This is a genomic window from Streptosporangium sp. NPDC050284, from assembly GCF_044459525.1.
Lineage (GTDB): Bacteria > Actinomycetota > Actinomycetes > Streptosporangiales > Streptosporangiaceae > Streptosporangium.
In genome coordinates this window covers 22,253-45,847 of the sequence record NZ_JBITIZ010000007.1, presented here as the reverse complement: position 1 = coordinate 45,847, position 23,595 = coordinate 22,253, and the positions used below count along the sequence as shown (strand labels likewise).

Genomic DNA, 23,595 nt, shown 5'->3' with positions numbered 1-23,595 from the left:
TTCGGGCTTCGGGCTCCGGGCTTCGGGCTCCGGGCTTCGGGCTTCGGGCTTCGGGCTTCGGAGGAAGAAGGTCAGCCGACCAGGTCGGGGATCTCCTGGGTGGCGTACCACAGGAGTTCGTTCGCCTCGGCGCCGTCCACGGTGAAGCGGGCGTCGTCGTCGCCGCGATCGGCCGCGGGCAGCGCGGCGAGAGCGGCCTCGACATCCTTCACCGCGGGCAGGTCGTCCACGTGGACCGCGGCGACCAACTTCAGCGGGACCGCCGCGGCGAGCCGCACCTGGGCGCGCGCCTCCAGGTCGGTGCTCGCGCTCACGTCACTCTCCGGCACGTCGACGGCGATGACCACCCGCCGCGCGGCGACCTCCACCCCGTCGGCGCGGTCGGCGGCGAGCATCCGCAGGGAATGCCTGGCCGCCTCGGTCAGGGCGACGTACTCCAGTTCCTCGGTGTCACCCGAGGCGTACCACTCGGTCAACGCGGGGGTCACCGCGTAGCCGGTCAGCGGGGCCGGACCCAGCTCCCCCACGGTGGCCACGCGGGCCAGCGCCGGAAGCGTACACGGCAGGTAGACGCGCATCCATGCCTCGATCTATCTCTCCGACATCGGCACCGGTTCGGCGCCGATTCACGCATCGAGTGTGCCAGCATCGGCGCCCCCCGGTGTTACCACCCGCGCGGAGCGGCACGATCCGAGGACGGCGACCCGCGGCCTGGGCATCGGGCACGGTGACAGGGTGAGAGGTGAGCGGGACAGGTCAGCGCAGCGAGACCTGGAGCAGGGTCTCCAACTCGGCGATGGTCAGCTCGGGGTCGCGGTGGTGCACGCCGACGATTCCGAGCCGCCGGGCGGCCTCGATGTTGGCCTTGACGTCGTCGACGAACACGCACTCCTCCCCGGCCAGGCCGATCCTGCCGAGCGCGTGCTCGAAGATCCTGGGTTCGGGCTTGCGCATGCCGATCTCCCCCGAGATGACGACCTCGTCGAAGAAGTCATCCCAGCCCTCGCGGGGATACTCGTTCGCCCAGGAGTTGGAGAGCAGGCAGGTGCGCAGCCCCGCCGCGCGGGCCTCACGGAGCATCTCGTACATCGGCTCGACCCTGTGAAAGCGGGAGAACATCCTGTTCAGCAGCCCCTCGGCGGCCGGTGGCACGCCGTCCGTCGTGATCAGTCTGGCCGCCAGGTCACGTTCGAAGTCCAGGCCGGAGATCTCTCCGCGCTCCAGGGCGTGGATGGCGTTCTCGCCGTTCTCCGTGTTCTCGTACGCGTGAACGATGAGTTCACGCATCACCTCGCGGTAGTGGGCCTCATCGAGTCTCTCCGCGACGATCCACTCGGCGACCGCCTCGGTGAGATCGACGGTGAGCACACCGCCCCAGTCGATCAGCACGCCCTTCAGCATCTCTCCTCCTTGCCGTAACGGTTTCCAGGTTAGGCGCGGACCGATGGACACGGGCGACCGCCTCTGTCGAGGTCGTCGCTCCGAGGACGGCGCGCGAGGCCGTCGACCGCGCCATCCGGGTCCGTGGTGGCACGGGATCGTCCGACGACGCCTCGCTCTCGGCACTGTAGGAGTGAGTCCGCGCGCCGCGCGCCTTCGACGATCCGGCCGTGGTTCACGAACCGTCGCCCACTGCGAGCTCAGCTCGCATATCTCCTAAAACATCCCTAAGCAGACAGAGCGCGATCACGAAGGGCCGGAGATTCCTCCCCTAACATCCGATTCAACGGCCGTTACGCGTTTCGCAGCCTCAATACGAGGAAGATTACGAGAATGGCACTCAGGCCATATAACCGCACGTAGAAGGCATGATCGACCTCCTGCGGGCTCCATTTGCAGCTTCCCTCGGTTCCCATGAGGAGGGATCATGGCAGTAGCTCAGGCGAGCCGGTCGCGCGCCCGTACGGCACAGCGACCGACCACATCCGCGACGTCCACCACGCATGCCCAGGCAGGCAGGAAACAGGACGGCAAATCGTTAACGCTCAAACTTCCGATGATGACCGTGCAGCTGCGGCCTCCGCATGTTCACTTGCCGCATGTCAGCAGGCAGGAGGCGGGACAGGCCATGGACACGGCCAGGTCCTTCCTCCCACCGGCCGAGCGCATCGCCTACTACGGAGGACTCGGCGCTCTCGCGGTGGCTGGATTGCTCGAATGGCCGGTAGCGGCGGCCATCGGGGTCGGAACGCTGATCGCGCAACGTGCGCGCGGGAAGAACGGGTCGTCGAGCCCGGTCTCCAGACCCTCGACATCCGCCTCCTCGTCCGGAGGCGCCACGTCCCCGACGACGCGTTCGACATCCCGGACCCGGACGACCGGTACCACATCCCGTTCTCGCACGGGAGGCACCACCTCACGGACCCGGACGACCGGTTCCACGTCTCGGTCTCGCACGGGAGGCACCACGTCCCGGACCACACCCTCCCGTACGGCGGCGTCCGCGTCACGCACCGCCTCCAAGGCCGCGAGCACCGTCTCCCGAGCCGCGGGCACCGCCGCGTCACGTACCGCGAGTGCCGCGTCCCGGGCAGCCGATACCGCGACCCGCACGGCGGGCACCGCCGCCTCACGCGCGACCCGCACCGCCTCACGCGCGGCGGGCGCCGCGTCCCGGGCCACGAGCCCCACCTCACGGACCCGCACCACCACGAGCCGCACAGGGAGCAGCGCCTCACGGACCGCGAAACCAACATCCCGCGCGAAAAGCACCACCTCACAGACCCGTAGCGCCGCGTCACGCACCGCGGGTGCCGCGACCCGCGCGGCGGGCACCGTCGCCTCACGCGCGACCGGTACCGCCTCACGCGCGGCGGGTGCCGCCTCGCGCGCGACCGGCGCCGCGTCCCGGGCGGCCGCCTCGGCCTCCCGGGCCACGAGCCCCACTTCGCGGACCCGCACCACCGCGAGCCGCACGGGAAGCACCACCTCACGAACCACGAGCGGAGCTTCCCGCACCGGCACGTCCACCTCACGCTCACGGACCGCGAAGCCCGCGTCCCGGGCCGCGAAGCCCGCGGCACGGACCACTAAACCGGCATCACGGACCACGAAGTCCACGTCGCGACGGGCCGCGACGCCCACTTCGCGGGCTCGCGCGTCGGCGTCCACTTCTCGCACCGCGAGCTCCGCGTCCCGGGCGACACCGTCCGCCTCTCGCTCGAAGGGGTCGACCTCCGGGAAGTCGTCCAAGTAATCGCAGCGATGGGGCCGATCGGGCCACGCGTCAACAAAGGCTTGATCGGCCCCGTCATCTTGTCTGCTGGAGATCTGAATGTTCGTGCCCCGCCTGCTGTCCGTTCCCGCGGAAACCCTCTGGAGCGTCGTGCCCGGTGCGATCAAGGTCGTACCCGGCGCGGTCAGAAACGCCCTGCCACGTTCGCGTGGGAGGCGTGTCTGTTCCGGAGGGCTCCATGTCGATCTGCGCGTGATCGGCGCTCCGGGGAGCGACTCCAAGGCCCGGCGGCTGGAGAACGCCCTGCTGAAGCTGGAGGGGGTCGAGCGAGCGGAGGTCAACGGTGTCCTCGGCTCCGTCTTCGTGGGGTGTGACAGGGGTCTGGTCGACCTGGAGAGGCTGATGGCGATCATCGACGCATTCGACGACGAGGGTGCGGGCGACGATCTGACCGACGACCTGACCGACGATCTGGAACTGGAAGAGGAAGCCGAGGAGGAAGAGGACACCGATTCCGACGAGACCTCGTCTCCGGCACTGAGGTTCGTCGCCTCCAGGCTGGCGGAGCACCATACCTCCAGGCTGGTGGAGCGGCACACCCGTGCCGGCATCCGGCTCGGCGCGAACCTGATCGGGGCGGGCGTGGCGTTCGCCGGGCAGGCGATGCGCGCCCCGTCGATCCCACCGATCTTTCCCGCCCTGCTGGGCCTGGCCGAGTCCACCCCGAGAGTCCGCCACGAGGTGGAGCGCCGCATCGGTGCTTCGGCCACCGTCAACCTGTTCGCGACGGCGAACATCATCACCCACACGCTGGCGCTGCGCCGGGTGGAGATGCTCGTCCAGTCGATCACCGCCGCCGGCCGCTACGCCGAGGCGCGCGACACGCGGCGGGCCTGGGAGGCGCGCCAGCACGAACTGGCGTCGAGAAAGGGCTCCTACCGCCACATCCGTACCGCGAGGAGACCTCGTCCCGCGCCCATGACCCACAGCCCGGTGGATCGGTTCGAGCGTGTCGGGAGCCCTGTGGCGGCCGGCGCCTCCGGGCTGACGTACCTTCTCGGCGACGGCCACGCGCGTGCCGTCGCCATGCTCACCGCGACGACGCCCAAGGCCGCGAAACTGGGCCGCGAGTTCTTCGCGGTCGCGATCGGGCGCGCCATGGCGAGACGCGGTGCGATCGTTCTCAACAATCGTGCCCTGCGCCGCATGGACGGCATCGACACGGTCATCCTCGACGCCGACGTGTTCGGCACCGGTTCGTGGGAGATCGACCGCATCATCCCCCTCAGTGACGCGGACTCCGCGAACGGCGAGGGTCTCGACGTGCTGCGTGCGCGGTTGCTCACCCTGATCGACGTCGACGACCCCGGCGCGCGGAGGGAGCGCGACACGTGGAAGGCCGAACCCCTCGCGGGTCCCGCCGGGCTCGTCACGGAGGATGCCAGGGACTGGGAGGTCCGGGGGATCCGGGCCGTTCGCGTGACGAGGAAGGGCGTTCCCGTCGCCCTGGTCGGCATGGCGCCGCAGGTCGACCCGCTCGCCGACGCGATCGTCGCCGCGGCCAGGGGTGCGTGCGCCGTGGCGCTCGCGGGAGGCGACGCCGAACTCGGCCTGCGGCTCGGCATCGACGAGATCGTGCCGGGCGGTTCCCGGCTCGCCCGGTCGGTCCGCGCCCTCCAGGCGGCGGGTCACGGGGTCGCCGTGGTGTCGGAGCGCCGCATGGCCGCGCTCGCCCAGGCCGACCTGGGTATCGGCGTGCTGCGCCGCTCGGGCCGGGTGCCCTGGGACGCGGACGTGATCGCCGATCTTGAAGAGGTTCACCTGCTCCTGAGCTGCCTGGGGCCCGCGAGGAGGACGAGCGAACGCTGTGTGTGGCTCACCACCGCGGGAACCGTGGCCGGAGGCGTGTTGACGACCCTCGGACCGGCGGAGAACTCCCAGAACAAGGCGCAGCTCGCGAGCAGTTGCACGTCACTGGCCGCCCTCGTCGCGGGCGGGTGGGCGGGCTGGCACGCCGGGCAGGAGACGCCGCCGGTCCTGATCGACACGACCCCCTGGCACGCGATGCCGGCCAAGGAGGTCCTGGCCCTGCTGGGCTCGTCGGCCGAAGGGATCAGCGAGGCCGAGGCCAGGCGGCGCAGGTCCGCCAAGGGGTCGGGAGAGCCCAAGGGCCCCGATTCGCTGCTCCACGTGTCCGCCGAGGAGCTGGCCAACCCGCTCACCCCCGTTCTGGCGGCCGGGGCGGGCCTGTCGGCCATGGTCGGATCGGTCTCCGACTCGGTGATGATCGGCACGGTCGTGCTCGCCAACGCTCTCATCGGAGGAAGCCAGCGATACAGGGCCGATCGGGCGCTGCACCGCCTGACCGAGGCGGTGGCGATTCCCGTACGGCTGCGCCGCCCCCAGGATCAGGCGAACGCGACCGCCAAGGACCTCGCACCGGGCAAGCGTGCGAGATCGGCTCCACCTTCCGATCCCGGCCCTCACGAGAAGGCGAGCGCCGCTCACCCCCACAAGCAGGTGAACGCGACCATCGAGGACCTCGTACCCGGCGATGTGATCGAGCTGCGCGCGGGTGACACCGTGCCGGCCGACTGCCGCGTGCTCAAGGCGCTGGGCCTGGAGATCGACGAGGCCCCCCTGACCGGCGAGTCGCAGCTCGTCACCAAGTCGCCGAAGCCCGTCAACGCGCCCGCCGTCGCCGACCGGACCTCGATGGTCTATGAGGGGACGACGGTGGCGGCCGGCAGCGGGCTCGCCGTGGTGGTCGCGGCGGGCGAGTCGACCGAGGCGGCGAGGACCGCCAGGCTCGCCGCGGAGCAGCCTCCGGCCTCGGGTGTGCGGCTGCGGCTGCGGGAGCTGAGCCGGCGGGTCCTTCCTGTCGCGGTCGGATCCGGCGTCGTCCTGCTCGCCGCCGACCTGTTGCGCGGCAGCCCCGCGGCGCAGGCGCTCGCGCCGGCGGTGAGTCTCGCCGTCGCCGCCGTACCCGAGGGGTTGCCGTTCGTCGCCTCGGTCGCGGAGCTCGCCTCCGCGCGGCGGCTGTCGACCCGCAAGACCCTGGTGCCCAATCCCTCCACGATCGAGGCACTCGGCCGGGTGAACGTCCTGTGTTTCGACAAGACGGGAACCCTCACCGAGGGGCGCATCAGCCTGCGGTGCGTCTCCGACGTGCAGGACGAGCGCACCGTGGAGGACCTGACGCCCGAGCTGAGGTACGTCGTGACCGCGGGGGTGCGCGCCTGCCCCAAGCACGGCGAGGGGCGTTCCGTCCCGCATCCCACCGACCGTGCCGTGCTCAAGGGGGCCGAGCAGCTGGGCGTGACCGAGAAGGGGACCGGGAGCTGGGAGCGGATCGACGAGCTCCCCTTCGAGCCGGGGCGCGGCTACCACGCCGTACTCGGCAAGGGCGGCTCCGGCCCGCTGCTGAGCGTCAAGGGCGCTCCCGAGGTCGTGGTCACCCGGTGCACGTCCATTCTTCGCGACGGCCAGGTGGTCCCCCTCGCGGACCATCTCGTGGCGGAGATCGAAAAAGAGCTCGACCAGCTCGCCCGGCAAGGCTACCGGGTGCTCGCGGTCGCGGAGCGCCCCGCCTCCAACCGCCGCGATCTCGACGAGTCCCGCATCCAGGAGCTGTGCTTCCTCGGGTTCCTCGGCCTCGCCGACCCCGTGCGGCCCACGGCCGCCGAGAGCGTCGGCCGCCTCACCAGGGCGGGCGTACACGTCATCATGATCACAGGCGATCATCCGAGCACGGCCGAGGCGATCGGCGTCGAGCTGAACGTGCTGAACGGCGGGCAGGTGATGACGGGGCCCGAGCTGGACGAGATGGACGACGACGCCCTGGTGGGGGCGCTGCCGGAGGTGACGGTCTTCGCCAGGACCACTCCGGCGCACAAGGCGCGGATCGTCGGCTGCCTGCGCCGGACCGGCAAGGTGGTCGCGGTCACCGGCGACGGCGCCAACGACGCCCCCGCGATCCGGGTCGCGGACGTGGGAATCGCCCTCGGCTCCCGTGCCACCCCGGCGGCGCGGGCGGCGGCCGACATCGTCGTGACCGACGACCGCATCGAGACGATCGTCGACGCGATCATCGAGGGCAGGGCGATGTGGAGTTCGGTCCGCGACGCCCTCAGCATCCTGCTCGGCGGCAACATCGGCGAGATCGTCTTCGCGGTCGGGTCCAGCCTGATCAGCGGCGGGAACGTGCTGAACGCCCGGCAGCTGCTGCTGGTCAACCTGCTCACCGACATGCTGCCCGCGATGGCGGTGGCCTCCAGACCTCCGACGGCCACCAGCCCGGAGAAGCTGCTCGACGAGGGGCCCGAGGCCTCGCTGGGGGCCTCTTTGACCCGCGACATCTACCTGCGTGCCGCCACCACGGCGAGCGCGGCGGGTCTGGCCTGGTCGATCGGCAGGGTGACCGGTACGCACGGGCGGGCGAACTCCATGGGGCTGGTCGCGCTCGTGGCGTCGCAGCTGCTGCAGACCCTGGCGATGGGCAGCCGGGATCGCATGGTCGTTCTCGCCTCGCTGCTCTCCCTCGGCGTCCTGGGTGCGGCGGTCTCGGTCCCGTGGCTCTGCCGGTTCTTCGACTGCCGCTACCTGGGGCCCGTGGGGTGGACCGTCGCCCTGGGGAGCGCCGCCGCCACGACCGCGGCCGGGGTGGCCTTCCAGGCGTCGAGGCGGGGGTTGTCACCGAACGTTCACCAAACGGTAACCTCATGACTGGTGACTTGTACTCCTTTGGTATGAATTATCGCATTAAGACCCCTTTCTCCCTGTGAGGTTGCTATGTACGGATTCATCTCCACCGTAATCGCGAAGGCCGCCGTCATGCTGATCGAGGCCCTGCTCACGCGCATCATCCAGTCGCTCGTCGTCTCGCTGGCCAGGACCGGCAACCTCCAGGTCGCCTGACCCACCCCTGACGGCACGCCTCGGGATCCCGCTCAGCGGGCCCGTGAGGTGATGAGCCGGGCGACCTTGAAATGCTCGGCCGAGCGAAGCACCCGCTCGGCCTTGACCGGGTCGGCGACCGGCGCCTTGTTCAGCAGGCCGCGAGCGGCCTTCAGCTTCAGCAGTCGCCGGACGGACTGATCGAGCCGCGCCTCGGAGATCTTTCCGGACGCCACGGCGGCGAGCAGTGCCCGACGGGCCTCGCGGTAGTCCGGCGGCATGAGCAGCAGGTCCACCCCTGCCTGGATCGCCCGTACCGCGACCTCCCCGTCGCGATACTTCTTGCGCACCCCCGCCATGTCCAGTGCGTCGGTCGAGACGACCCCGTCGAAGCCGAGCTTCTCGCGGAGCAGCCCGGTCAGGATCGGCTTGGAGAGGGTGGCGGGGTCCCCCGAGGGATCGAGCTTCGGCATCACGACGTGCGCGCTCATGATCGCGTCGACGTCCTTACCGATCGCCGCGGCGAACGGCGGAGCGTCCAGCCTGTCCCACTGGGACCGGGAGTGCTTGATCACCGGCAGGCCGGTGTGGCTGTCGACGCCGGTGTCGCCGTGACCGGGAAAGTGCTTCGCCGTCGCCCCGATTCCCGCGTCGTGGAAGCCCTGCACGGCGGCGGCGACCATCGGCGCCACCTTCTTCGGGTCGGAGCCGTACGCGCGCGGGCCGATCACCGGGTTGCGCGGGTTGAGGTTGACGTCGGCGACGGGCGCGAAGTCGAGGTTCACGCCCAGGGCGCGCAGTTCGGTGCCCGTCACCCTGGCGGCCCGGCGTGCCAGCGAGACGTCGCCGGTCGCGCCGATGACCGAGGCCCCGGGCAGGGGGGTCACCAGGGGGGCGAGACGGGAGACCTTGCCGTTCTCCTGGTCGGTGCCGATCAGGAGCGGGATCTCGGGAGACGCCTTCTGCAGCCCGTTGGTCAGCGCCACGACCTGCCGCACATTCTTCACGTTGCCCGCCCAGGGAAAGAGGATCACCCCGCCGGGGCGATAGCGGGCGACCATCTTCGCCGGGGTGTCCACGCCGAACCTCGCCTGGTTCTCCCCCGACGCCGTGTCGGCCGACGGCCCGTACAGCACGGGCATGAACAGCTGGCCGACCTTCTCCTCCACACTCATCGAGGCGAGCACGCCCTCCACGCCCGGCGCCTCCGCCGTCGCGGAGGCCGCGGGGGGAGCGGAGGGATCTGGGGTACCCGGGGTCTCAGGGGTCACAGCGGCCCCGGGGGTCACAGCGGTCGTGCCGGTGGGTGCCGCCGCGTCGGCGTTCGCGGAGGTCTCGCCCGCCCGCGTGGCACCGGAGGTGGGTGGAGCGGCCGTCCCCGCCTCGGCACATCCCGCCATCATCGTCGCGATCACTGCGATACCCGTCACACGTGTCCACCGAGCCATGCCGCTTACGCTATCCGGGCTCGCGCACCGCTGCCTCCGCATCCCCTCGGTCACCACCGGTCACACGCCCCTCACCTGCCGGGTCCCCGCCGCGCGTTCCATCCCGTACTCCACCATCCGTGAAGGGGATCCGCCCACGTCAGAGGCCGAGATCGGCGAGGCCGGGCAGGTGCGAGCGCGCCTCGGCGCGCGCCTCCCCCGCAGAGGAGGCGGCCCGCGCCGCGACGGCGGCGAGGTGGCACTGTTGCCGCGTGTGGCGCGCCAGCGCGGCCCGTACGGCGGGCAGCGCGGGGGCGGACATCGACAGCGAGGTGACCCCGAGCCCGACGAAGACGCAGGCGAGGGCGGGATCGGCCGCGGCCTCACCGCAGACCCCGCACGGCCTCCCGCGCTCGGCGGCGCCCGCCGCGGCCAGGGCGACCAGGTCGAGCAGCGCGGGCTGCCAGGCCTCCTGGAGCCCGGCCAGCGCGCCCAGCTGCCGATCGGCGGCGAGGGCGTACTGGGCGAGGTCATTGGTGCCGATGGAGAAGAAACCGGCACGGACCGCCAGGTCGGCGGCGCGCAGGGCCGCCGACGGGATCTCGATCATCACACCCGCCGACGGCAGCCCCGCCGCGTCGCAGGCGTCGGCGAACCAGGCGGCCTCCTCGGCGGTGGCCACCATCGGCGCCATCACCTGGAGCCTCGCCGACGAGCGTGAGGCCGCCGCGGCCAGCGCGGCGAGCTGGGTGTCCATGATCTCCGGGTGCGTCCTGAACAGCCGCACCCCACGCTCCCCCAGCGCCGGGTTGGGCTCGTGCGCTCCCGGCGGCAGGAAGGCGAGGGGCTTGTCGGCTCCCGCGTCGAGGGTCCGCACGACCACCCTGCCGCCGGGGAAGGCGTCCAGCACCTCCCGGTAGGCGGCCTCCTGCTCCTGCTCGGAGGGCGCCTCGGCCCGGTCGAGGAAGAGGAACTCGGTCCGGTAGAGCCCGACCCCCTCGGCCCCGTGTTCCAGCGCGGCGGCCACGTCGCGCGGCCCGCCGACGTTGGCGAGCAGCGGCACGGCGTGCCCGTCGGCGGTCCTGCCCGGCCCCTTGGCGGACGCCTGTCCCGCCTTACGCGCGGCGGCGGCCTCGCGCGCCCGGAGAACCTCGTCGTCGGAGGGCGCGGGCCGTACGAGGCCCGAGGCCCCGTCGACCAGCACCGGCGTCCCCGGAACGATCGAGGTCACCCCCTGGCAGGCCACCACGGCCGGCACCCCCAGGGCGCGGGCGAGGATCGCGGTGTGGCCGGTGGGCCCGCCCTGCTCGGTGACGAAGGCCGCCACCACGCCGGGAGACAGCAGCGCCGTGTCGGCGGGCGCCAGGTCACGGGCGACGAGGACGTACGGCTGCCCGGTGCCGGTGGGCACGCCGGGCATCGACCTGCCTTCGATCACCGCGACGGCACGGTCCCTGATGTCGTCCAGGTCCGCGACGCGCGCGCCGAGGTATCCCCCGGCCGCGGCGAGCAGGTCGCGGTAGTGGCCGAACGCCTCGTAGACCGCGCGGGCCGCGGAGGTGCCCGCCTCGACCAGCCTCGCCACCCCGTCGGCCAGGCCGGGGTCACGAGCCATCATGGCCTGCGCCTCCAGGATCTCCCTCGCCTCGCCTCCGACGCGGATCCCCCGCTCCTCCAGGTCGGCGGCGACCCGCTCCAGCGCCCGCCCCGCCCTGGCCAGCTCCGCCTCCGCGTCCCCGCCGTGCCGGGAGTCAGGGGCGGGGACGGTCGCCTCGTACGCGAGCACGTGGGCGGGGCCGACACCGACCCCGGGGCTGACACCCACCCCGGTGAGTGTGCTCACGGCGCCGACGCGATGTCGGCCAGCCGGTCGACGAGCTCGTCGGCTCCCTCACCCTCCGCCCTGATCACCACGGTGTCACCCTCCCTGACGTCGAGCGAGAGGACCCCCAGGATGCTCTTCGCGTTCACCGGCTCGCCGCCCCCCTTGGCGACGGTGACGTCCAGGGACGCCTTGGCGGCCGTCTGGACGAACGTCGCGGCGGGTCTGGCGTGCAGGCCGACCTCCGACTTGACGATGACTTGGCGCTCGGCCACGTGTTCCTCCCGAGAGTCCTCCCGCGGTCTAGACCACGAGATCGTTGGGCGACAGAGGCCAGGCGACCCCCGTCAGGTCGGTGACCACGAGATCGGCCCCGGCCAGCTCAGTGCCCGCGTGCGTGGTCGCTATGCCCACGCACGCCATGCCCGCCGCCTTCGCCGCCGTGATCCCGGCAATGGAATCCTCAAACGCCACACAGTGTGCCGGATCGACCGACAGGCGTGCGGCGGCGAGGAGGAACCCCTCGGGGTCGGGCTTGCCCACGGTCACGTCGTGGGCGGACACGATCGTCTCCAGCAGGTCGCGGACGCCGACCTGCGCGAGCCGTTCCTCCGCCCAGTCACGGTCGGCGGAGGTGACGACCGCGACCGGCGAACCGTGCGCCGATACCCTGCGGACCAGCTCGGCGGCGCCCGGCACCGGCACGATGTCGGGCAGACCTGGATGATCCTGGAAGGAGAAGACCTCCTCGATCAGGTCGTCGATCCGCTTGCCGGGAAAGAGATGGGCACGCTCCGTCAGGACGTCGCGCCCACGCCGTCCCATGAATCCGCGCAGCACGATCTCGTCGTGGACCACCCCGTGGCTGTCGAGCAGCATCGACCACATGGCCATGCTCCGCCGCTCGGTGTTGATCAGCGTCCCGTCGAGATCGAAGAGCGCCGCCTTCACGGGCGGTCTCGCTGTCGTCGCCACTTCTCGTCCCCACTCTCGGCTCCGCGGCCGGTGTCGCACGGCCGGTGTCTCGTGGTCGCTTCCGCGAGCGCTCAGACCGGATCGTCCCACTCGAAAAGGTCGTCCCCGGCGTCGACGACCCCCGTGGCGAGGCCGGTGACGGCGTTCGCGGCGGCGTCGAGCGCCACGACCGGGCAGATCGGGCAGCGCCCGCCCGCCTCGATCCCGGCCGGATCCCACGCCACCACCGGCTGCCCCGCGCTCACCCGGTCACCCTCGGCGGCCAGTATCTCGAAGCCCTCGCCCCTGAGTTCGACCGTGTCGATGCCGAGGTGGACGAGGACCCCTCGGCCGTCGTCGCCGACGACCACGAACGCGTGCGGGTGCAGCTTGACGATGGTGCCCGCGATGGGAGAGAGCACCCTGCCGGGCGCCCTGTCCGGCTCGATCGCCACACCGGGCCCGACCAGCCCCTCGGAGAAGACCGGGTCGGGCACCGAGCCGAGCCTCACGGCCACCCCTGCGACCGGCGCCAGAACTGTGGTCACCGTCTCCCCCTCGGCCTGCCGCCACCCGCGAGGGCGGCCCGTCCGTGCCCCTGCCGCCCCTGCCGCCCCTGTCGCCCGTGCCGTTTGGGCACACCTCCGCCGTGAGAGCGTCCGCCCCTGCCCCGATCGGCCCATGCCCATGCCCACGTCGGTCGTGTTCAGCCGATGATGTCCTCGATGTCGCTGGCGATCGTGTCGGCCTCGGGGCCCACCACCACCTGGACGACGTTGCCCGCCGCCATCACACCGTGCGCGCCGGCCGCCCGCAGGGCGGCCTGGTCGACCCTGGAGGCGTCGCGCACCTCGGTGCGAAGCCGGGTGATGCACGGTTCGATCTCGATGATGTTGTCCGCCCCACCGAGTCCAGCGATGATCGCGTCGGCGTCGGCCGCCATGTCGCCCTCCAGATGTGATCACCCTGTCCCCAAGGCTATGACCAGGCTAAAGGACATGTCACGATCAGTCGGTCTGGGTCACCTTGTTGAGACCTCGGGGAGAGTCGGGGTCGATCCCCAGCCTGCGCGCGAGCGCCTCGGTGAGCAGCTGACCTGGGACGATGAGGCCCAGCGGTGCGACCCACTCGGGAAGGTCGGGGCCGTTCAGCGCGGCGGTGGCGACCGAGGAGAGCGCATCGCCGCCACCGACCGTGTACGCCGAGGCCCCCGCGCCGGTCACCCTCTCCGCGAGCGTCACGGTGCCCGCCAGGGTCGGGCCCTCGCCCGCCGCGACCAGGATGGCCGGGGTGTCGGAGTCGACCACGGCGATCGGGCCGTGCAGCAGGTCGGCGTACGACAGGCCCATCGCGTGCAGGTAGCAGGCCTCCTTGAGCTTGAGCGCCACCTCCAGTGCGGTGGAGAAGGCCAGACCCCGGCCGGAGACCACGACGCCCGGCTTGTCGGCCAGGCCCTCGACGATCGCCTCCAGGTCGCCCGGGTCGCCGATCAGCTTCTCGACCGCGTCCGGCACCCGCCGCAGGTCGGCGGCGTCGACGTCCGCGCCGAGCCCGAGGGCGAGCACGGCGAGCGCGGCGAGCGCGGTGGTGTAGGTCTTGGTGGCGGGGACGGCCTTCTCCTCACCCGCGACCGTGCACAGGGCGAGGTCGGCGGCCTGCGCGAGGGGAGTCCGCTCGCCGCCGTTGGTGATGGCGACGGTCTTGGCGCCGCAGCCCTTCGCCCAGGCGAGGGTCTCGACGATCTCCTCGGTCCTGCCCGACTGTGAGAGGGCGACGGCCAGCACACCGTCGAGGTCCAGCCTGCGCCGGTAGGTCGTGGCGATCGAGGGAGCGGCGAGCGTGGAGAGCCTGCCCGTGTGCGTCTCGGCGAGATAGCGGCCGTAGACCGCGGCGTTGTCGGAGGTGCCGCGGGCGATGAACAGCAGCTGGCGGGTCTGCCCGGCGAGCCGCTCCACCTCCCCGACCCTGGGGAGAAGTGCGTCGAGCGTGGCTCGCAGCGCGGCGGGCTGCTCGGCGATCTCGCTGCGCATCTTGGTCGTCATCTCGCGCTCATCCTTCGGTTCGGACGGACGAGACCGGGCCGTTACCGATCCGTCTCCGGTCCGTACGTTGACACCCTTTTCCGGCCTGTGGTCTAGTCCGGACTAGACCAGTACGAACCATAACTCATGAGGTATCTCAGATCGAGAGGGGAGGGTCCTGTGGCCCGGATCGATCCGGACAGCCCGGTGCCCAAATACTTCCAGCTCCGGGAGATCCTGCTCGATCTCATCGAGAACAACGAGCTGGCGATCGGCACGGCGATCCCGTCGGAACGCGAGCTCTGCCAGCGCTTCGGACTGTCCCGCATGACCGTGCGGCAGGCCGTGGACCACCTCGTCTCCGAGGGCAGGCTGCAGCGGGTGGCGGGCAAGGGCACCTTCGTGGCCCGCCCCAAGATCGAGATGTCCCTGCGGCTCACCTCCTTCAGCGACGAGATGCGCGCCAGGGGCATGGAACCCGGCTCCCGCGACCTGGACCGGCGGGTGGTCAGGGCGAGCGCGCACCTGGCGAGAGAACTCGGCATCCAGCCGGGCGACGAGGTTCACTTCATCGAACGGCTGCGGACCGCGGCCGACGAGCCCATGTGCATCGAGCGGGCCCACATCCCCGTCTCCCTCGCGCCCGACCTCGACACCCACGATCTGACGGGCCGCTCTCTCTACGCCCTTCTGGAGACCCGCTACGGCCTGGTCCTCGACGCCGGAGAGCTCACCATCGACGGCGGCATCGCCGATCCCGGTGACGCCGACCTGCTGAAACTGCCGCGAGGCGGGGCCGTGCTGCTACTCCAGCGGCGCTCCTTCGCGGGAGGCGTCTGCGCGGAACTCGGGGTGTCCACCTATCGCGCCGACCGCTACCAGCTCCGTACGATCCTGGAGATACCGACCCGCCGTACCTGACCCCCCGACCACATCCGAGACCCGCCACCGACCTCGACTTCCCGCGCACGTCCCGTCCACCGCCGACCTCGCCTCCCGACCTCGCCCCCCGACCACGTCCCATCCGCCGTGCCCGCACCGCCACCGTCACACCCCGCCCACCGCCCCCTCGCCGCCCTCCTCCCTTCCAGCCTCTGGAGGAAAGCCCGATGAGCCCTCTCTCGGCGGACGCGGGCCCGCCCGCCGCCCACCCGCGCGGGTCCACAGCGATGAGCGTGCTTCAGCGCCTGGGACGGTCCCTGATGCTGCCGATCGCGGTCCTGCCGGCCGCGGGTCTGCTGTTCAGGCTCGGGCAGGACGACCTCCTCGGCCGGACCGACAGCGCGCCGCTCGACGACGTGGCCCGTGTCGTCGGCACCGCGGGCGGCGCCCTGTTCGACAACCTGCCCATCCTGTTCGCGATCGGCGTCGCCATCGGGTTCGCCCGCAAGGCCGACGGCTCCACCGCCCTGGCGGCACTCGTCGGCTACCTGGTCTTCCACGCCGTGAGCATGAACATGTTCTTCATCCTCTTCGACGCCGATCTGAGGGGGCCCATCACCACGGAGGTGTTCGACAGGAGCAACCCCGGCGTCCCCGACACGGTGCTGAACCTCGGCGCGCAGAACCCGACCCGGGTGCTCGGGGGGATCGTCATGGGGCTGGTCTCGGCCCTGCTCTGGCAGCGCTACTACCGCACCAAGCTGCCGACCTGGCTCGCCTTCTTCGGCGGGCGTCGCCTGGTGCCGATCCTCACCGCCTTCGCCGGGCTCGTGATCGGCGTGCTCTTCGGCTTCGTCTGGCCGTTGCTGGGCGGCTGGGTCCGCGCCTCGGGGGCCTGGCTCGCCTCCAACAGCGAGCTCGGCGCCGGGATCTACGGCATGATCAACCGCGCCCTGCTCCCCCTCGGCATGCACCACATCGTCAACAACGTGATCTGGACCCAGGTCCCCGAGTGCGTGGTCGACGGCAAGAAGCTCGCCGGGGACCTGATCTGCTTCAACAACGGCGCCGTCGGCTACGGCGGTTTCGAGGCCGGCTTCTATCCGGTCCTCATGTTCGGCCTGCCCGCCGCCGCGATCGCCATCTGGCGGGCCGCGCCGCCGCACCGCCGCACCGCGGTCGGCTCGATCATGATCTCCGCGGCGCTCACCGCGTTCCTCACCGGGATCACCGAGCCGATCGAGTTCGCCTTCATCTTCGTGGCGCCGGTCCTGTTCATGATCCACATCGTGCTGACCGGCATCTCCATGGCCGTCGCCTCCGCCCTGGGCGCCAAGCTCGCCTTCAGCTTCTCCTCCGGCCTGATCGACCTCGGCCTGTACGGGACCGCGCCCAACGCCCGGGGGATACCGATCATCATCGTGATGGGGCTGTTCTACGCGGTGATCTACTACACCGTGTTCAGCTTCCTGATCAGAAGACTGAACATCATGACCCCCGGCCGCGAGCCCGAACCCGACGTCGACTCCGGGGAGTCCTCCGCACCGGTACGGGAAGGCGCGGACGGTGGCCGGGCAGCAGAGAACGCGGACACCGGCCGGATACGGGGAGACACGGACACCGGCCGGGCGCGAAGCCGGGCGGACGACGATCAGGCACGGGGAAACGCGGACACCGACCGGGCTCGGAGAGACACGAACACCGACCGGGCTCAGGGAGACACGAAGAGCGGACCGCCCCTCTCCTGAGAGGTGCGCCGAGTGATTTTCGGCCGTCCGTCTGCGATCACGGCTCTGGCCACAACCCGCCTCATCACGGGAGGTGACCGCTCCAACCTGAGGCGACCTTCTCCGCCCAACAGGACGAAGCGACCGCGATTTCCGGGAAGTTGGCGGGCCACGTATCTGGACAGCGGGCCGGAAACTCCCTGATGTGTTAATTTCTCCGCCCCCGGACCAGCAAATCGGAGCCCTCATGTCGCCCCCACGACGCCCGGCAGCACTCCCCAGAATCGCCCCCTCCCCCGCCGCGGAACCGCCCTACGACGACGACCGCCCCACCGGGAACACCCCGGCCATACCGCCGTACGTGCAGGGCACCCTCGCTCTCGCCCTCGATCCCCGAGAGCCTGGCTCCTCGGCCAGGAAACCGCTGGTCTGGGGCCCGCCCGGCGCGGTCCCCGACGAGCGGAGGCTGCGGGCCCTCGCGCAGGCCGTCGCCGAGATCCTGTCCGGCAGGCGTCCCCCGGCGAGCGTCTCCTGTCACCTGACCGGCAGGGTCCAGGCCGAGCTGACCAGGAGCGGGAAGGTCATCCACAGTGCGCGCCCACCCCAGGTCGGCAGGGTCCACGTCTCCCAGCCGGAGGACGGGATCGTGGAGATGTGCGTCGTGGTCGACTGCGGCGACCGCTCGCGCGTCCTGGCGTTGAGGCTGGAACGCAGGGGCGTGCGCTGGCTGTGCACCGAGTTCGAGACGGCCCCCGACCGCGTCCCGCGCCGAGGGCCCGCGACGCCCAGGCCCACCGCCGCATCCGCCGCTCGTCCCCGGAGGCCGTGAAGCCGGTGACACCCTGACCGGCCCGCTCGCAACAGAGCCCGCCACGCGCGTCGCTCGTTCCAGGAAATCGTGGCCGGCCGCTCCCGCGCGGAGCCCGTCACACCCGTGACCGCTCGTTGTCGGAGTCCGTGCAGCCCGCCGCCCCCGGCCCGTGGCGCTCCGCCCGGGAGCGGAGGAGATCCGGACACGCCGGAGGGCCCGCACCGTGCTGGTGCGGGCCCTCCGGCGACGGTCAGACCTCGACGTTCTTGGGGTCTCCGTGGCAGCGCTTGTACTTCTTGCCGGAGCCGCAGGGGCACGGGGCGTTGCGCTCCACGTTGCCGTACGCGTCGCGCTGTGCCTTGGTGCTGACCCGGGTGTGCTCCACCTCGCCGCTCTCGCCGGGAGCCGTGTACTCCAGCTCGGCGGGACGCTGCGGGCCGCGCAGGCCACGGGCGATGATCGAGCGGGTCTCCGCGAGCGCGGCGTCCTCGGAGTGGTCGTGCTCCTCGACGATCGGGTTGCTCTGGACCTCGACCTCAAGGTTGAACAGGTAGCCGACCGACTCCTCCTTGATGCCCTCAAGCATCTGGGTGAACATCTCGAAGCCCTCGCGCTGATACTCGATCAGCGGGTCGCGCTGGGCCATCGCCCGCAGGCCGATGCCCTCCTGGAGATAGTCCATCTCGTAGAGGTGCTCGCGCCACTTGCGGTCGAGGACCGACAGGATGACGCGGCGCTCCAGCACCCGCATCGCCTCCGGGTCCATGGCCTGGGCGTTGATCTCCTCTTCGCGACGGTCGTAGGCGGCCATCGCGTCGGCCTTGATCCGCTCGTCGAGGAACTGGGCGGTCAGCTCCTCGCGTCCCCCGGCCTCCTCGACGAGCTGCTCGGCGGTGATGCTGATGGGGTACAGCTGGCCGAGGGCCTTCCACAGCTTGTCGAGGTCCCACTCCTCGGCGAAGCCCTCGGCGGTGGCGCCCGCGATGTACTCGTCGATCACGTCGTTGACGAAGCCGCGGATCTGCTCGTGCAGGTCCGCGCCCTCCAGCACCCGGTGACGCTCGGCGTAGATCACCTTGCGCTGCCGGTTCATGACCTCGTCGTACTTCAGAACGTTCTTGCGGATCTCGAAGTTCTGCTGCTCGACCTGGTGCTGGGCGGAGGCGATGGCCTTGGAGACGATGCCGGACTCGATCGGGACGTCGTCGGGGATGTTGAGACGCGTCATGATCATCTCGACCCTCGCCGAGTTGAACAGGCGCATGAGGTCGTCTTCGAGCGAGAGGTAGAAGCGCGACTCGCCCGGGTCGCCCTGACGGCCGGAACGACCGCGGAGCTGGTTGTCGATGCGCCGCGACTCGTGCCGCTCGGTGCCCAGGACGTAGAGGCCACCGAGCTCGGTGACCTCGTCGTGCTCGGCCTGCACGGCCGCCTTGGCCTTCTCCAGCGCCTCGCCCCAGGCCTTGTCGTACTCCTCCGGGGTCTCGACCGGGTCGAGGCCGCGGCTGCGCAGCTCCAGGTCGGCGCGGAAGTCGGGGTTGCCGCCGAGCATGATGTCGGTGCCTCGACCGGCCATGTTGGTCGCCACGGTGACGGCGTGCTTGCGGCCCGCCTCGGCGATGATCGCCGCCTCACGGGCGTGGTTCTTGGCGTTGAGGACCTCGTGCTTGACGCCCTTGCGCTTGAGCTCCTTGGCCAGGCGCTCGGACTTGGCGACGCTCGTGGTGCCGACCAGGACCGGCTGGCCCCGCTCGTAGCGCTCCTTGATGTCCTCGACGCTGGCCAGGAACTTGGCGTCCTCGGTCTTGTAGACCACGTCGGCCTGGTCCTTACGGATCATCGGCCGGTTCGTCGGGATCGGGACGACACCGAGCTTGTAGGTCTGGTGGAACTCGTTGGCCTCGGTCGCCGCGGTGCCGGTCATGCCGGAGAGGGTCTCGTAGAGGCGGAAGTAGTTTTGCAGCGTGATCGTGGCGAGAGTCTGGTTCTCGTCCTTGATCTTGACGCCTTCCTTCGCCTCGATGGCCTGGTGCATGCCCTCGTTGTAGCGGCGTCCGTGCAGGACTCGACCGGTGAACTCGTCGACGATCAGGACCTCGCCGTCGACGACGATGTAGTCCTTGTCCTTCTTGTAGAGCTCCTTGGCCTTCAACGCGTTGTTGAGGAAGCCGACCAGGTGGGTGTGCTCGGGCTTGTAGAGGTTTTCGATGCCGAGCCAGTCCTCGACCTTCTCCACGCCGGACTCGAAGATGCCGACCGTGCGCTTCTTCTCGTCGACGGCGTAGTCGCCGGTGTTCTCCTCGCCGTCCTTGCCCTCGGTGCCCCTGCGAAGCCGGGGGACGATCTTGGCGAACTCGGCGTACCACTTGCCGGACTGCTCGCCGGGACCGGAGATGATCAGCGGCGTCCTGGCCTCGTCGATGAGGATGGAGTCGACCTCGTCGACGACGGCGAAGTGGTGGCCGCGCTGGACGCACTCCTCGAGCGACCACGCCATGTTGTCGCGCAGGTAGTCGAAGCCGAACTCGTTGTTCGTTCCGTACGTGATGTCGGCGTTGTACTGCTTGCGACGCTCGTCGGCCGGCATGTTGGCCAGGATCACGCCGACTTCGAGACCGAGGAAGCGGTGGATACGGCCCATCTCGTCGCCGTCACGCTTGGCCAGGTAGTCGTTGACCGTGATGACGTGGACGCCCTTGCCCGAGATGGCGTTGAGGTAGGTGGGCAGCGTACAGGTGAGGGTCTTGCCCTCACCGGTGCGCATCTCCGAGATGTTGCCCATGTGCAGGTTGGCCCCGCCCATGATCTGCACGTCGAAGTGACGCTTGCCCAGAACCCGCCTGGACGCCTCACGAACCGTGGCGAACGCCTCGGGAAGCAGATCGTCGAGGGATTCACCCTCGGCGTAACGCTGCTTGTAGTCGTCGGTGAGCGCGCGCAATTCGGCGTCGGTCAAGCTCGTGAAGTCGTCTTCGATGGAGTTGACCTGGTCGGCGATCCGCTTGAGCTTACGCAGAAGCTTGCCTTCGCCGGCGCGAAGAATTCTATCGAGAAAGGCTGGCACTTTAGGTAAAGCTCCTCGCAGGTCTTCCGCGGCCGGACCGGCCCGGCTGAGGACGAGACATGGTTCTCCGCTGCCATCGTAGGCGGTTCCGCCACCAGACACAGCCACCCTCAAAGACGCTCTTGTGGCCCTGGGAGTTCCTTGCCCGCTTCTTTGAGAGAGTACGACCAGCTTCATAGGGTATGCCGTTCTTTGTCGCGTCCGCGAGGGATTCGCGCGGGCGCGTCGCCATGCCTGGTCACTGCCTGGGAGGAGGAGTCGTGATGACGGACGACACGCGTCCGGCGAGTGGCGGGACCCACGAGGGTCAGGGGGGCGACGGCGGTCCCGCGCTCCACAAGGGCTCGGGGGGCCACGGTGGAAGAGCGTCGTCCTGGCTCGCGGTGACCGTGATCCTGCTGGGCTTCACCATCGCGGGGGTCGCCCTCTGCCTGGGCCCCAACTGGTTCGTCTTCTGGATGGGGGCGGCGGTCTGCGCCATGGGTGGCGTTCTCACCCTGGTCTTCCGCGTCTTCCAGGACATCGTCGTCGAGGCCCCCCGCAGGATGAGCGGGACCGGCCGGAGCGTCCTGGACTGACCACCCGGTGCGGCGGGGTACATCCCGGCTCACCCCTGCTCACTCCCGCCCCGGACACGGCGGGCTTCACCCCGACCCGTCCCGGACGCGGCGGGCTTCACCCCGACCCGTCCCGGACGCGGCGGGCTTCACCCCGACCCGTCCCGGACGCGGCCCCTGACACCGGCATGGCCGCCTCGTCGGTGTCAGGCGCTAGCCTCGGCCCACGACGTGTTGTCTCCCCCTGGGGCGGTCATGCAGCTCTCCCTTTCCTCCGACGAGGCCCGCCGTGTCATCCTGCGCGCCCAGGGGTTCCTGGGCGCCGAGTCCCGGCGAGGCGGCGCCCCCGCCACCCTGCGCCGCCTCGGCGCCGTCCAGCTCGACACGATCTCCGTGCTGGCCCGCTCCCACGAGCTGGTCGCGTACGCCCGCCTCGGCGCCGTCGGCAGGCAGGAGGTCGAGCGGGCCTACTGGGACGAGCCCGCGCGGGCCTTCGAATACTGGTGTCACGCCGCCTGCATCCTGCCGATCGGCGACTGGGCGCTGTACGCCTTCAGACGGAGATACTTCCGCGCGAGGAAGTTCCGCTGGCACGAGGTCCCCGACAGCGTCGACAAGGTGCTGAACCTGGTCCGTGAGAGCGGCCCGGTCACCACCGCCGACATCGGCGGCGCCAAGAAGGGCGGGCCGTGGTGGGACTGGTCGGACTCCAAGATCGCCATTGAGTGGCTGCTCGACACCGGCGAGGTCGTCTGCACGCGCAGGGTGGGCTGGCGCCGCGTCTACGACCTGGCGGAGCGCGCGGTCCCCGCGGACCTGCTGGCCGAGGAGTTGTCCGACGCCGAGTGCGTCACCCGTCTCGCCGGGATCGCCGGGGCCGCGCTCGGCGTGGCCACCCGCGCCGACCTCGTCGACTTCCTGCGGCTGAAGGCCCCCGAGGCACGGCTGCTCGACGCGTGCCTGCTCGACGGCTCCACCGGGCTGGTGCCCGTCCGGGTCGCCGGGTGGCCCGAGCGGTCCGCCGACGCCTGGGCCGACCCGGCCGCGCTGGAGACCGAGCCCAGGGGCCGTCACCGCACGACCCCGCTCTCCCCGTTCGACTCCCTGGTCTGGGATCGCGCCCGCACCGCCCGCGTGTTCGGCTTCAACCACCGCCTTGAGGCGTACGTGCCCAAGGAGAAGCGTGTCCACGGTTACTTCACGATGCCGGTCCTCGCCGGGGGCCGGCTGATCGGGCGGATCGACCCGGCCCGCGAGGGGTCCACGCTGGTGGCCCGTCAGGTGAGCCTCGAACCCGAGGTCACACCGGCCAGGGGCGCCGCCTCACTGGCCGGAGCGCTCTGGGAGGCCGCGAGCTGGGTCGGTTGCGAGGCCGTCCGGGTCGAGCGCGTCGATCCTCTCCTGGCCGGCCCCCTGCAGGACGCCCTGAAGGATGGCGCCCAGGGCTGAGCACGGTGACCTCGCGGCCTGGCCCGCGAACGTGGCGCCCGGAGCCGGGCGCGGTGACCGCCGGGCGGTCACCGCACCGGGCACGCGTCAGGTGATCTCAAGCATCCGTTCGCGGACCGCGTAGACCACCGCCTCCATCCTGGAGTGGAGCTGAAGCTTGTCCAGGATGTTTCTGACGTGGTTCTTCACGGTGTTCTCCGAGATGAACAGCTGCTTGGCGATCTCGCGGTTGTTCATGCCCTTCGCGACGAGGCGGAGCACCTCCATCTCCCGTTCGGTCAGGCGCGGGACGGGGAGTTGCGGGGGGCGCTCGGCCTCCTTACGGCTCATGTTGGCGAACTCGCTGATGAGTTTGGCGGCCATCGCCGGATTGATCAGCGACTGTCCCTCGTGGACGCCGCGGACGGCCTCCGGGACCTCGTCGAGTTGGACGTTCTTCAGCAGATAGCCGGTGGCACCCGCCTTGATCGCCTCGAAGAGATCCTCCTCCTCGTCGCTCACCGTCAACATGATGATCCGTGTGCTCGGCACCGAGGCCTTGATCTCACGAGTGGCCTCGATACCGCTCCTCCGTGGCATCCGGACGTCCATGAGCATGACATCCGGGGTGAGGCGGTCGGCGAGTTCGACCGCCTCCTGGCCGTCGCTCGCCTCGCCGACAACCTCGATGTCCGTCTCCGCGGCCAGCGCCATCTCCAGACTGCGGCGGATCAACGCGTGATCGTCAACGATCAGCACGCGGATCGGTTCGCCGTGTCCGGTCGGGCCGGTTGCGTCGTCGGGTTCCGTCACGCCTCCTCCTCGGGGGGC

Annotated in this window: 19 protein-coding genes; 7 read left to right on the top strand and 12 right to left on the bottom strand. The window is 70.7% G+C overall.

Going from position 1 to position 23,595, the window contains the following annotated elements; translation table 11 throughout:
- Positions 1-71 precede the first annotated feature (71 nt).
- From ACIBH4_RS17785 to ACIBH4_RS17775, 3 genes are all read right to left on the bottom strand, one after another.
- On the bottom strand, positions 72-578 hold the full coding sequence (locus ACIBH4_RS17785; protein WP_362504051.1) for a DUF6912 family protein: 507 nt from the start codon (positions 576-578) through the stop codon (positions 72-74).
- A 178-nt stretch (positions 579-756) separates the two neighbouring features.
- On the bottom strand, positions 757-1,401 hold the full coding sequence (locus ACIBH4_RS17780; RefSeq protein ID WP_362504048.1) for an HAD family phosphatase: 645 nt from the start codon (positions 1,399-1,401) through the stop codon (positions 757-759).
- Positions 1,402-2,115: 714 nt separating this feature from the next.
- Entirely contained in the window at positions 2,116-3,192 is a 1,077-nt protein-coding gene (locus ACIBH4_RS17775) for a hypothetical protein (protein ID WP_362765788.1), read from the bottom strand.
- 82 nt (positions 3,193-3,274) lie between these two features.
- Here ACIBH4_RS17775 and ACIBH4_RS17770 point away from each other — a divergent pair, with 82 nt between their 5' ends.
- Both ACIBH4_RS17770 and ACIBH4_RS17765 read left to right on the top strand, forming a co-directional pair.
- Positions 3,275-7,900, top strand: a complete 4,626-nt coding sequence (locus ACIBH4_RS17770) for an HAD-IC family P-type ATPase (protein ID WP_362765785.1) — start codon at positions 3,275-3,277, stop codon at positions 7,898-7,900.
- A gap of 66 nt (positions 7,901-7,966) precedes the next feature.
- On the top strand, positions 7,967-8,092 hold the full coding sequence (locus ACIBH4_RS17765; RefSeq protein WP_362504039.1) for a hypothetical protein: 126 nt from the start codon (positions 7,967-7,969) through the stop codon (positions 8,090-8,092).
- Positions 8,093-8,124: 32 nt separating this feature from the next.
- Here the strand turns inward: ACIBH4_RS17765 and ACIBH4_RS17760 are convergent, their stop codons facing one another.
- The 7 genes from ACIBH4_RS17760 to ACIBH4_RS17730 form a co-directional block, all read right to left on the bottom strand.
- Positions 8,125-9,501, bottom strand: coding sequence for a glycoside hydrolase family 3 protein (locus ACIBH4_RS17760; protein ID WP_362504036.1), 1,377 nt, complete (start codon positions 9,499-9,501; stop codon positions 8,125-8,127).
- Between the two features lie 157 nt (positions 9,502-9,658).
- The gene (gene ptsP, locus ACIBH4_RS17755; RefSeq protein ID WP_362765782.1) at positions 9,659-11,341 is read right to left on the bottom strand and encodes a phosphoenolpyruvate--protein phosphotransferase; all 1,683 of its coding nucleotides are present in this window, start codon (positions 11,339-11,341) and stop codon (positions 9,659-9,661) included.
- Complete coding sequence (locus ACIBH4_RS17750) at positions 11,338-11,595, bottom strand: HPr family phosphocarrier protein (protein WP_350946511.1); 258 nt, start codon at positions 11,593-11,595, stop codon at positions 11,338-11,340. Before ACIBH4_RS17750 ends, ptsP begins: the two co-directional genes overlap by 4 nt.
- A 28-nt stretch (positions 11,596-11,623) precedes the next feature.
- The gene (locus ACIBH4_RS17745; protein ID WP_362504029.1) at positions 11,624-12,295 is read right to left on the bottom strand and encodes an HAD family phosphatase; all 672 of its coding nucleotides are present in this window, start codon (positions 12,293-12,295) and stop codon (positions 11,624-11,626) included.
- Between the two features lie 71 nt (positions 12,296-12,366).
- Positions 12,367-12,822, bottom strand: coding sequence for a PTS glucose transporter subunit IIA (locus ACIBH4_RS17740; protein WP_362504026.1), 456 nt, complete (start codon positions 12,820-12,822; stop codon positions 12,367-12,369).
- 158 nt (positions 12,823-12,980) lie between these two features.
- Positions 12,981-13,217 (bottom strand): glucose PTS transporter subunit EIIB, encoded by a 237-nt coding sequence (locus ACIBH4_RS17735; RefSeq protein ID WP_362504023.1) that lies wholly within the window; start codon positions 13,215-13,217, stop codon positions 12,981-12,983.
- A gap of 64 nt (positions 13,218-13,281) precedes the next feature.
- Complete coding sequence (locus tag ACIBH4_RS17730; RefSeq protein WP_362765779.1) at positions 13,282-14,316, bottom strand: SIS domain-containing protein; 1,035 nt, start codon at positions 14,314-14,316, stop codon at positions 13,282-13,284.
- Positions 14,317-14,475: 159 nt separating this feature from the next.
- Here ACIBH4_RS17730 and ACIBH4_RS17725 point away from each other — a divergent pair, with 159 nt between their 5' ends.
- The 3 genes from ACIBH4_RS17725 to ACIBH4_RS17715 all read left to right on the top strand — a co-directional run bounded on the left by ACIBH4_RS17725 (position 14,476) and on the right by ACIBH4_RS17715 (position 17,733).
- Positions 14,476-15,216 carry a GntR family transcriptional regulator gene (locus ACIBH4_RS17725; protein WP_362504017.1) on the top strand — a complete coding sequence of 247 codons (741 nt, stop codon included), beginning with the start codon at positions 14,476-14,478 and terminating at the stop codon, positions 15,214-15,216.
- A 188-nt stretch (positions 15,217-15,404) separates the two neighbouring features.
- The gene (locus ACIBH4_RS17720) at positions 15,405-16,925 is read left to right on the top strand and encodes a PTS transporter subunit EIIC (RefSeq protein ID WP_362765776.1); all 1,521 of its coding nucleotides are present in this window, start codon (positions 15,405-15,407) and stop codon (positions 16,923-16,925) included.
- Between the two features lie 226 nt (positions 16,926-17,151).
- A complete protein-coding gene (locus ACIBH4_RS17715) occupies positions 17,152-17,733 on the top strand; it encodes an Rv3235 family protein (protein ID WP_362504011.1) in 582 nt (193 codons plus the stop codon).
- Positions 17,734-17,965: 232 nt separating this feature from the next.
- Here the strand turns inward: ACIBH4_RS17715 and secA are convergent, their stop codons facing one another.
- Positions 17,966-20,779 (bottom strand): preprotein translocase subunit SecA, encoded by a 2,814-nt coding sequence (secA, locus tag ACIBH4_RS17710; RefSeq protein WP_362504008.1) that lies wholly within the window; start codon positions 20,777-20,779, stop codon positions 17,966-17,968.
- Between the two features lie 263 nt (positions 20,780-21,042).
- Between secA and ACIBH4_RS17705 the strand changes: the two genes are divergently transcribed.
- Both ACIBH4_RS17705 and ACIBH4_RS17700 read left to right on the top strand, forming a co-directional pair.
- On the top strand, positions 21,043-21,357 hold the full coding sequence (locus tag ACIBH4_RS17705; protein WP_362504005.1) for an HGxxPAAW family protein: 315 nt from the start codon (positions 21,043-21,045) through the stop codon (positions 21,355-21,357).
- A gap of 234 nt (positions 21,358-21,591) precedes the next feature.
- Entirely contained in the window at positions 21,592-22,785 is a 1,194-nt protein-coding gene (locus ACIBH4_RS17700; protein WP_362765773.1) for a DNA glycosylase AlkZ-like family protein, read from the top strand.
- A gap of 87 nt (positions 22,786-22,872) precedes the next feature.
- Here the strand turns inward: ACIBH4_RS17700 and ACIBH4_RS17695 are convergent, their stop codons facing one another.
- Positions 22,873-23,577 carry a response regulator transcription factor gene (locus ACIBH4_RS17695; RefSeq protein WP_362503999.1) on the bottom strand — a complete coding sequence of 235 codons (705 nt, stop codon included), beginning with the start codon at positions 23,575-23,577 and terminating at the stop codon, positions 22,873-22,875.
- Positions 23,578-23,595 lie beyond the last annotated feature (18 nt).

What these genes read in the sequence shown, in the direction of transcription:
- ACIBH4_RS17720 (WP_362765776.1), top strand. Translation starts at nt 15,405, where the DNA reads ATGAGCCCTCTCTCGGCGGACGCGGGCCCGCCCGCCGCCCACCCGCGC.
- ACIBH4_RS17700 (WP_362765773.1), top strand. Translation starts at nt 21,592, where the DNA reads ATGCAGCTCTCCCTTTCCTCCGACGAGGCCCGCCGTGTCATCCTGCGC.
- ACIBH4_RS17735 (WP_362504023.1), bottom strand. Translation starts at nt 13,217, where the DNA reads ATGGCGGCCGACGCCGACGCGATCATCGCTGGACTCGGTGGGGCGGAC.
- ACIBH4_RS17705 (WP_362504005.1), top strand. Translation starts at nt 21,043, where the DNA reads ATGACGGACGACACGCGTCCGGCGAGTGGCGGGACCCACGAGGGTCAG.
- ACIBH4_RS17785 (WP_362504051.1), bottom strand. Translation starts at nt 578, where the DNA reads ATGCGCGTCTACCTGCCGTGTACGCTTCCGGCGCTGGCCCGCGTGGCC.
- ACIBH4_RS17770 (WP_362765785.1), top strand. Translation starts at nt 3,275, where the DNA reads ATGTTCGTGCCCCGCCTGCTGTCCGTTCCCGCGGAAACCCTCTGGAGC.
- ACIBH4_RS17765 (WP_362504039.1), top strand. Translation starts at nt 7,967, where the DNA reads ATGTACGGATTCATCTCCACCGTAATCGCGAAGGCCGCCGTCATGCTG.
- ACIBH4_RS17780 (WP_362504048.1), bottom strand. Translation starts at nt 1,401, where the DNA reads ATGCTGAAGGGCGTGCTGATCGACTGGGGCGGTGTGCTCACCGTCGAT.
- ACIBH4_RS17715 (WP_362504011.1), top strand. Translation starts at nt 17,152, where the DNA reads ATGTCGCCCCCACGACGCCCGGCAGCACTCCCCAGAATCGCCCCCTCC.
- ACIBH4_RS17730 (WP_362765779.1), bottom strand. Translation starts at nt 14,316, where the DNA reads ATGACGACCAAGATGCGCAGCGAGATCGCCGAGCAGCCCGCCGCGCTG.